The sequence below is a fragment of the Bacillus sp. AFS018417 genome (assembly GCF_002560985.1).
GTDB classification, from domain to species: Bacteria; Bacillota; Bacilli; order Bacillales; family Bacillaceae_G; genus Bacillus_A; species Bacillus_A rhizoplanae.
Genome location: NZ_NTTM01000091.1, coordinates 1 through 7725, shown reverse-complemented (window position 1 = coordinate 7725; position 7725 = coordinate 1). Strand labels below are relative to the sequence as shown.

Annotated in this window: 7 protein-coding genes and 2 pseudogenes; 4 read left to right on the top strand and 5 right to left on the bottom strand. The window is 34.6% G+C overall.

The features are described from left to right. Positions 1–531 precede the first annotated feature (531 nt). From CN326_RS23155 to CN326_RS23140, 4 genes and pseudogenes are all read right to left on the bottom strand, one after another. A complete protein-coding gene (locus tag CN326_RS23155) occupies positions 532–1485 on the bottom strand; it encodes a TRM11 family SAM-dependent methyltransferase (RefSeq protein ID WP_097898858.1) in 954 nt (317 codons plus the stop codon). A gap of 149 nt (positions 1486–1634) precedes the next feature. After that, positions 1635–1913: pseudogene (locus CN326_RS23150) on the bottom strand (nucleotide excision repair endonuclease); the annotation flags it as partial. 252 nt (positions 1914–2165) lie between these two features. Next, on the bottom strand, positions 2166–2501 hold the full coding sequence (locus CN326_RS23145; protein WP_098311298.1) for a MepB family protein: 336 nt from the start codon (positions 2499–2501) through the stop codon (positions 2166–2168). Between the two features lie 182 nt (positions 2502–2683). Continuing rightward, on the bottom strand, positions 2684–3316 hold the full coding sequence (locus tag CN326_RS23140; protein WP_098311297.1) for a type 1 glutamine amidotransferase family protein: 633 nt from the start codon (positions 3314–3316) through the stop codon (positions 2684–2686). 209 nt (positions 3317–3525) lie between these two features. Here CN326_RS23140 and CN326_RS23135 point away from each other — a divergent pair. From CN326_RS23135 to CN326_RS23125, 3 genes and pseudogenes are all read left to right on the top strand, one after another. Then, positions 3526–3982, top strand: a pseudogene (locus CN326_RS23135) (tyrosine-type recombinase/integrase); the annotation flags it as partial. Between the two features lie 167 nt (positions 3983–4149). Beyond that, positions 4150–4443 (top strand): stage V sporulation protein S, encoded by a 294-nt coding sequence (locus CN326_RS23130; protein WP_098311296.1) that lies wholly within the window; start codon positions 4150–4152, stop codon positions 4441–4443. 127 nt (positions 4444–4570) lie between these two features. After that, positions 4571–5257 (top strand): IS6 family transposase, encoded by a 687-nt coding sequence (locus CN326_RS23125; protein WP_098311295.1) that lies wholly within the window; start codon positions 4571–4573, stop codon positions 5255–5257. Between the two features lie 651 nt (positions 5258–5908). On the opposite strand, the gene CN326_RS23120 is transcribed toward CN326_RS23125, so the two are convergent. Then, positions 5909–6577, bottom strand: a complete 669-nt coding sequence (locus tag CN326_RS23120) for a hypothetical protein (RefSeq protein ID WP_098311294.1) — start codon at positions 6575–6577, stop codon at positions 5909–5911. A gap of 721 nt (positions 6578–7298) precedes the next feature. Between CN326_RS23120 and CN326_RS23110 the strand changes: the two genes are divergently transcribed. Next, the coding region (locus tag CN326_RS23110; RefSeq protein WP_141525116.1) for an IS6 family transposase at positions 7299–7725 on the top strand (427 nt) is incomplete at its 3' end.

The window sequence follows — 7725 nt, the reverse complement described above, 5'->3', positions numbered from 1 at the left end:
CCTTAAGGGGATAATATCAGCACCACATGCCCATCAAGCTAAGGATTTAGGACTACCCCAAAACGATAATTCTGTACAAATTGCTCAATTTTATCGTTTTGGGGTAGTTCATTTGTGTTAAGTTGATGGCGATGTGGCGGGACCCCATATAGTACAAATTGACACTGTATCTAAACTGATCGTTTTTGTTACTGTAAAATCATTGGTTTTTCCTAAGAATTAAGTCGGGCTAACCACTAAAACACTGTGTTCTCAATAGATACTTTGCCCCTGGTTACAGGAACGCTGGAACTAGGCCTAATTCAACGGTGAGGGCGTTTCTAATTTTCAAATATACAACGTAACAAAAATGAACGTTTATGTTACAAATATCACTGAAAAACAACGTTTGGTAAAAAATGTATCACTATGACCTAATTTTACACGTATCTCGGCTGTATCCCTACCTTACCCTCAAAGTGAAATTGTACCATTAAAAATGAAAAGTAAACAAAAAAAGACCAATGCACCCATTGGTCTTCCCTTACTTCCCTATTCACAAACAAGAATTTGCCGAGAAAAGTTTCCTTTTCTTGTTACGCAGCGGTCTGTAATTTCAAATCCAATTTCTTCGATCATGTGATCCATTGTTTCGCTTGTTACAACTACTACTTTTTTTGCAATACGGCGCGCATGTTTTAAAATCGAGAATTGATCTTCTGGTGTTGCGCACGTAAATAGATTGTACGGCATATCGATAATTGCTACATCGTAGTTTGTCTGAATGTCTTCGATAGGTCCTACCGTTACGTCTCCTTCAAAACCAAAATGCGCGATGTTTTCTCTTGATCCGATTACGACAAGCGGGTTAATATCACGGCCAACGATGTCAATGCCCATAGAGAGTGCTTCTACCACTACCGTTCCAATACCACAGCATGGATCGATCGCTTTGACTCCATCAGGATTTGGCACAGCGATATTCGCAACAGCTCTCGCTACACGTGTGCTTAGTGACGTAGAATAGCTGCGTGGTTTTTTCACGTGATGGAACCAAACAGCCTCGCTTTCCATATATGTTCCGAAGTACCAACGTCCGCCAATGATTACAATGCCAAATACACGCTCTGGATGATGCACATCGGCTTCACCTTCAATATGCATGCCGATATCTCGCTCAATAAGGCGGCGTTCTCCGTATTCTATTTTTTTCGATTTATCAAGATCATTAATTTTAACGAAGATGACTTTGAACGTGGATCCAGACAAATCAATCTGTTCGACCTGCTTCAAAATATCTGGCAGTTCATCTCCTTCATACATTACGTCAATCCGTTCTTTAATAAACGGGCTTCGGCTCGGATCAATTTTGATTGTGCTTTTCAATATATTAGAGTGCGATTCCGTTCCAAAAAGTGAGCGCATCTCCATATAACATAAAGAACGTTCCTCTTCGCGAAATGCATACGTATATATATACGCCGGTGTTTGGCTATGATTATCCAATCTATTCCCATCCTTTATCGTATCAAATTGTTCTTTCTCTCAAGTGATATCCGTATCATTGTGCAACGTAACGTTGCAAGCGGTAAAAAAGGACTAATAAGCCGAGGCAAAGTTGTCTCATTTTATTAGTCCTTTTTATGAGCTTTTACTTATTTAAAGAACACTTTGTCTACATTATATTTTGACTTTTGTTTATTAGCGATATATGTTTCATAAATTTCTCTTTCCATCGCGTTTTCTACAAGACAAACATCAATTTTGATTACTTCATCTCTATGGTCTTTGATTACTGATACAGTATCTTCAAAATGTTTTTTTATTCTTGGTCTTAACTTTCTTGCCTTACCAACAAACATTAGTTCATTCTTGTTGTTATAAAACATAAAGATTCCACCTTTATCTCTAGGAATTAGGTGAAAATCAGTAAACTGTAGCTTTGCAATAAAGTTTGATTAAAAAATGTGTTTTAATCCTTATTTAAAAGCAAATATAAAAACTTCATTTTGAAAAAAGATTGATCAAAATGGAGTTTCTCTTTTTAACTAAGTATGAAATTTTTATAAAAAAGTTTGATTATTTTAATACTCCTTATTCCACTAACGCACCTGTTTACGGAAATGGAATATTTTGTTTTAAATTATCGAACTTTATTTTAAAACCACATTTAGGGCTATCCAATTTTAGTTAGAGTATAGCTTTAATAGTTCTTGTATTGGTAAACTATTTGTATTGTTCATCCCAACAAAATATTCTAATTGCCATTTCTGTGTTTCGATAGCTTGTTTGCTAGTGGGATTTTCCCAACTAGGGTAAACTCTAATTGCCATTTTTCCTTTTGTAGTGGCTGTTTTAAGGATATTTTGTTTTACAAGTACTTCTTTTGGAAAAACGAATTGTCCAAAATTATTATTTCTAGTAAAAGTATTGATAACCAATAAATCAGTAGCTTTTTCATATGAAAAGGCTTGGTTTTTATTATCCCCATCTTTTTCCCAAAAAGCAACAAACTGTCCTATTGTTAAGTGATAATAAAGTTATTTAATTTTCTTATAAAAATATAAGAGCCTTGCTACATTTTATTGTAGTAATGCTCTTTAAAGTTGTTTAATTTTTATCCATTTAAATATGTTTGCACTCAAAACTTAATAATAAAATTGTTTAATTCTTGTTAAACTAACTGCAAAGTTGTTTTTTTAGCTCATTTATTTATTGAATTCATTAACTGGAAGAAGTATTCAGGTTTGTAAGTCTTATTTAGGTTATACCACGAATGTAATGTATCTGGTAAAAATACATCTATTTTTTTCAATACTTCCATCGCAAATTCTAGAGGAGCTACTCCTGATGCAGTAACCAAATTCTCACTAGCTACCACAGGTCCCATCTCATAAAATTTTTCTCCTTTATAATTAGGGCAGACCATTTTAATATACTCTAAGTTATTGCTTGTATGCTTTCTAGAATCTAAGTATCCATTATTCGCTAGCCCGACAGTTGCACCACAAATTGCAGCAACTATAGTACCGAGCTTTAAAGCTTCATCAATTTTTTTTAAGATAGGTTGATGAATATCTTCTCCCCAAGTATTCCCTCCAGGTAACACTACAAGATCTTTACTCTCAAAGGTACATTCATCAAGAGAAATATCTGGTTTTATACTCAGTCCACCCATCGTAGTGATAATTTCTTTATTCGCTCCTACTGTAATCACTTTTAAAGGTGCTAAATCCTTTTTGAAATATCTTCCTGAGTTTAGTTCAGCAATTAAATATCCATATTCCCAGTCTGACATTGTATTAAATACATAAAGATAAACTCTTTTTATTTTCATTCACTAACACTCCAATCACAATTTTCATAGTTTATTCTTTTTCGCATCAAAAGCTACTACATTAAAACAAAGAACATACGTTCCTGCAAATGAAATTATATACCACAATTAACCAATAGTCTATTTCTTATTGAGCTATCTGTCTGTTAGTCCAATAAGTATTAAACAACTTTATTATCACTTAACAAAACCGTCCATTAGGACGTGAACGTAATTATATCCTGTTTGTAATAGGAATTAACACAGGGTTACGTATTAGTGATATCTTGAAACTGAAAGTTGGTGATTTGAAAGGTAGTCACATCTTAATGCATGAAATGAAAACAGGTAAGCAGAAACGTATTCAAATTACTGCAAGAGTTGAAGTGGTTCATTGAAGAGAGAGAAGATCATGAGTACTTAATTAAAAGCAGACAAGGTAGTAACAAACCGATTGGTCGTAGTATGGCATACAAAATACTTAGAAGTACAGCAGCAGAGTTTGGTTTAGATGAGATAGGAACACATACATTACGTAAGACGTTTGGATATCACATGTACATGCAGACAAAGAACAGAGCGTTGCTTATGGAGATATTTAATCATTCATCAGAAAGAGTAACACTTAGATATATAGGGGTAAACCAAGATGCAATGGATAGAGCGATGACTAAGTTTAAGATTTAGTAATTCGCTTTTTATTTATGTAGATGGGCAGGTACAACATAAAAAGTATCGAATAAATACATTCAATAGTATTGTTTGCTTTGGATATGAATATTAGTTAAAGGTACGTTAATTATATTCCATTCAGTAACCAAAAAGGCGATTAAATAACAGAGGGAGCAACTTACATGGAAAATATATTAAAAGTATCATCAAAATCAAATCCCAATTCAGTTGCAGGCGCAATTGCAGGCGTATTAAGAGAAAGCGGTAATGCAGAAATTCAAGTGATTGGAGCTGGCGCTATAAATCAAGCAATTAAAGCCATTGCTATTGCAAGAGGATTCGTAGCTCCTAGTGGTATTGACTTGGTTCTTATTCCAGCGTTTCAAGAGATTTCAATCAATAATCAAGAAAGAACAGCAATCAAATTAATTGTAGGTCCTAGAAAATCTAGGTCTAAGAAGAGACCAACAATATAAGAATATTTGAAAAGACCGATAGAAGCCGGTTTTTTTCTTTTTTACTTATAGTTAACCATTTTGGTTCTGTTGCAAAGATTTTCAAACGTCGTTAAACTTTAGAAAAAAGTAATGAGGAGAATACAGCATGGGACATTTTAAAGGAAGACAATTCAAACAAGAGATTATTTTGATAGCCGTTGGCTATTACTGTCGTTTTTCTTTAAGTTATCGTGATGTATCTGAAATAATGAAAGAACGTGGAATTTCGGTTCACCCTACAACAATCATGCGTTGGTTCCATGAATATGGCAATTTGATTTATCAAATCTGGAAAAAGAAAAACAAAACTGCTCAATTATCATGGCATTTGGATGAAACCTATATCAAAGTCAAAGGAAAATGGTGTTATCTTTATCGTGCCATTGACGCCGATGGGGATACATTGGACTTTCAACTTCGAAAAAAACGTGATTATCAGGCTGCCTATGCTTTCATGAAAAGATTAGTGAAACATTTTGGAGAACCGTCGATTCTCACGACAGACCAGGCTCCTGCATTACTTTGTGCATTCAAAAAGTTAAAGAAAAAGGGCCTTTATCAGCATACAAAGCACTGTACCATCAAACATTTCAATAATCTCATAGAACAAGATCATCGTCATGTAAAACGTCGTTTTGTTAAATCATCTGGATTTCAAACGCTTCGTCATGCTTCTCGTACAATCAAAGGAATCGAAACACTTCATGCTCTCTATAAACAAAGACGAAGTCTTCAACCAGACTCCGTCTTTTCGGCGTACAATGAATTAGAACTGTTATTAGCAACTTCCTAAGATTTAACTTTAATTTATAAACCTACTTATGTTTTTTTAACTTTGCAACAGAACCGAAAATCCTTTCACTTATTTTAAAAATCTTTTTAAACACCCTAATAAAGTTAATAACAAATAAAATGATATTTGATACCAAATGTACTGGTTGCATCAGAATCGTTCGTTATAATCAAATCTGAGAGCTCATTTTCTTTGAAAGTCAATTTTTTCAGATTTAAATGTTCGTTTTGTTACGTTTTATATTTGCCCAGATGCTAATATTGTTTCTTTTTTTCATATATTTTTATTAAAAATTATAGTATGTGAAATTTTAATAATTTATTTGAAATAGCAAAAAAGGAGCGAACACTATTCATTTTCATTCCCTCCAATTTCTTTATGGGGTACTGACGGCAAAATGCGGATTTTATACGCTAAGACAGTTTCTAAAAGTGAAATCTCATCTTTGCTACTGAAAAAAAACAACTAGCCCCCACAAGAGGTGCTAGTTGACGTAAAATTCGTTATCGGAATTCAATGGATCTAGGATTATACAAAAAATACTCTCCAGCTAAGCAATCTGGAGAGTATTCGTGTTCACATAATCAAGCTTATTAAGAATACCGGAGCTAGCATAGGGACAATTAAACTTCAGATAAAAACAAGTGGAATTTACACCGCTTGTTTCACCTGTTTCTTCGCAATATTTTCTACTATCTCTAAAATAATCCAAATTCCGATAGTTGCACCGACGCATGCTCCGAAAAATCCACCTGCATGAAAGGCGAGTGCAATCAACCATACAAAAGACATCAGCCTGTGTACCTGTCTTGTCCATTTGTTTTTAAACTTGCGGATGACATATCCATATCCCACAAGAGTAAGGAGGATAAGACCAGCTGCAATTCCTGAAAGCTGATCGTGATCGCCAAGCTTTTTCGTATAGAGGAAGTACACACCGTGTATGACTGTCAAAACTAAGGCAGTCCAACCTGCAAAATTATGTACTTTGAATAGAAACTTGGAAAACTTTTTAACGAACGGTAATGGCGATTTCATCTTCTTTTTGAAACGGAACCACCAAAAGGCGACCATACCAAAGAAGATTGATACATTCCCAATCTGTGTGATCCAGTCTTTTAATCCACCACCTTCACCTTTACCTCCCATACCTTTCATTTGTTCTAGCGTCAGTTTCTGGCCGTTCTTTGCCGCTTCCTGCATTTTTTGCCTCAGGTCGTCCGGAATTTGCTTTCCTGTCGTTGATTGATAGATAAGAATTGCAGCAGCAATGAGAACAATAATAATAGCTGGTAAATACGTTTTCATTCTTTGACTCATGTTACAATTAGTCTCCTTTTTTATTTGATACAATCATTTTTCGCTTCCTTATAGTTTCTCACAACATAGTGCTACTATGCCATAATGCCATTCATTAAAGGGGTCCCGCCAACCAAACGCGAATTTCGTACGCTAAGGAATTATTAAGGTAAAAAACTTTGTTTTACCGTACGTTAAGAAGGTTCCATAAACGATGTTTTGTATTTGATATGGTACTTTGTTTTTGGTAATGAGTTTTGGAACTTTTTTTGACCATATTTCTCTTAGTTTCATTGGAACTCAATAAAGTTCTTTAAAAATCCATTTTCGGTACTTATAACGAAATCCTTGTCATATCAAGGGATTTAGCCTTAACGTACAGAATTTGCGAAATGTTGGTGTTACCCCATGCCCATCAAGCTAATACTTTGAAATGTCCCCAAAACGAAAATTTTATTATTTTACAGTTATTTATGAGAGGTCAACTCATTTTTTTCGTTTTGGGGGTGACCTGTTTTCTTGACTTTATGGATGTGGGACGGAACCCCTATAAACAAAAAGGAATCGTTTTTCAAACAAGCGAACCAAAGCGTGGTATCAATGGTCGTAAAACGATTCGTTTTAGAAGATCGAATGGGGAAATGTTGCAATTAGTGGAAGAAAGGAACGTTTAATATGGTTCTGTTGCAAAGTTTTTAAAACTAAGCTAAACTTTTGCAAAACAGAGTGAGGAGAATCATAAATGGGATATTTTAAAGGAAAGCAATTTAAACAAGATATTATTTTGGTAGCCGTTGGCCACTATTGTCGTTTTTCTTTAAGCTATCGTGATGTCTCTGAAATTTTGAAAGAACGTGGTGTTTCAATTCATCCAACAACTATTATGCGCTGGGTTCATGAATATGGCCACCTGATCTATCAAATTTGGAAGAAGAAAAATAAAAGAGTACAACTATCTTGGAAATTGGATGAGACCTATATAAGAGTCAAAGGAGAATGGCGTTACCTGTATCGTGCAATTGATAAAGAAGGGTACACATTGGATATTCAACTTCGTAAAAAACGGGATCATCAGGCTGCATATGCATTTATGAAAAGGTTAGTGAAAACGTTTGGAGAACCAACGGTTCTAACAACAGACAAAGCACGGGCATTACTTTGTGCATTCA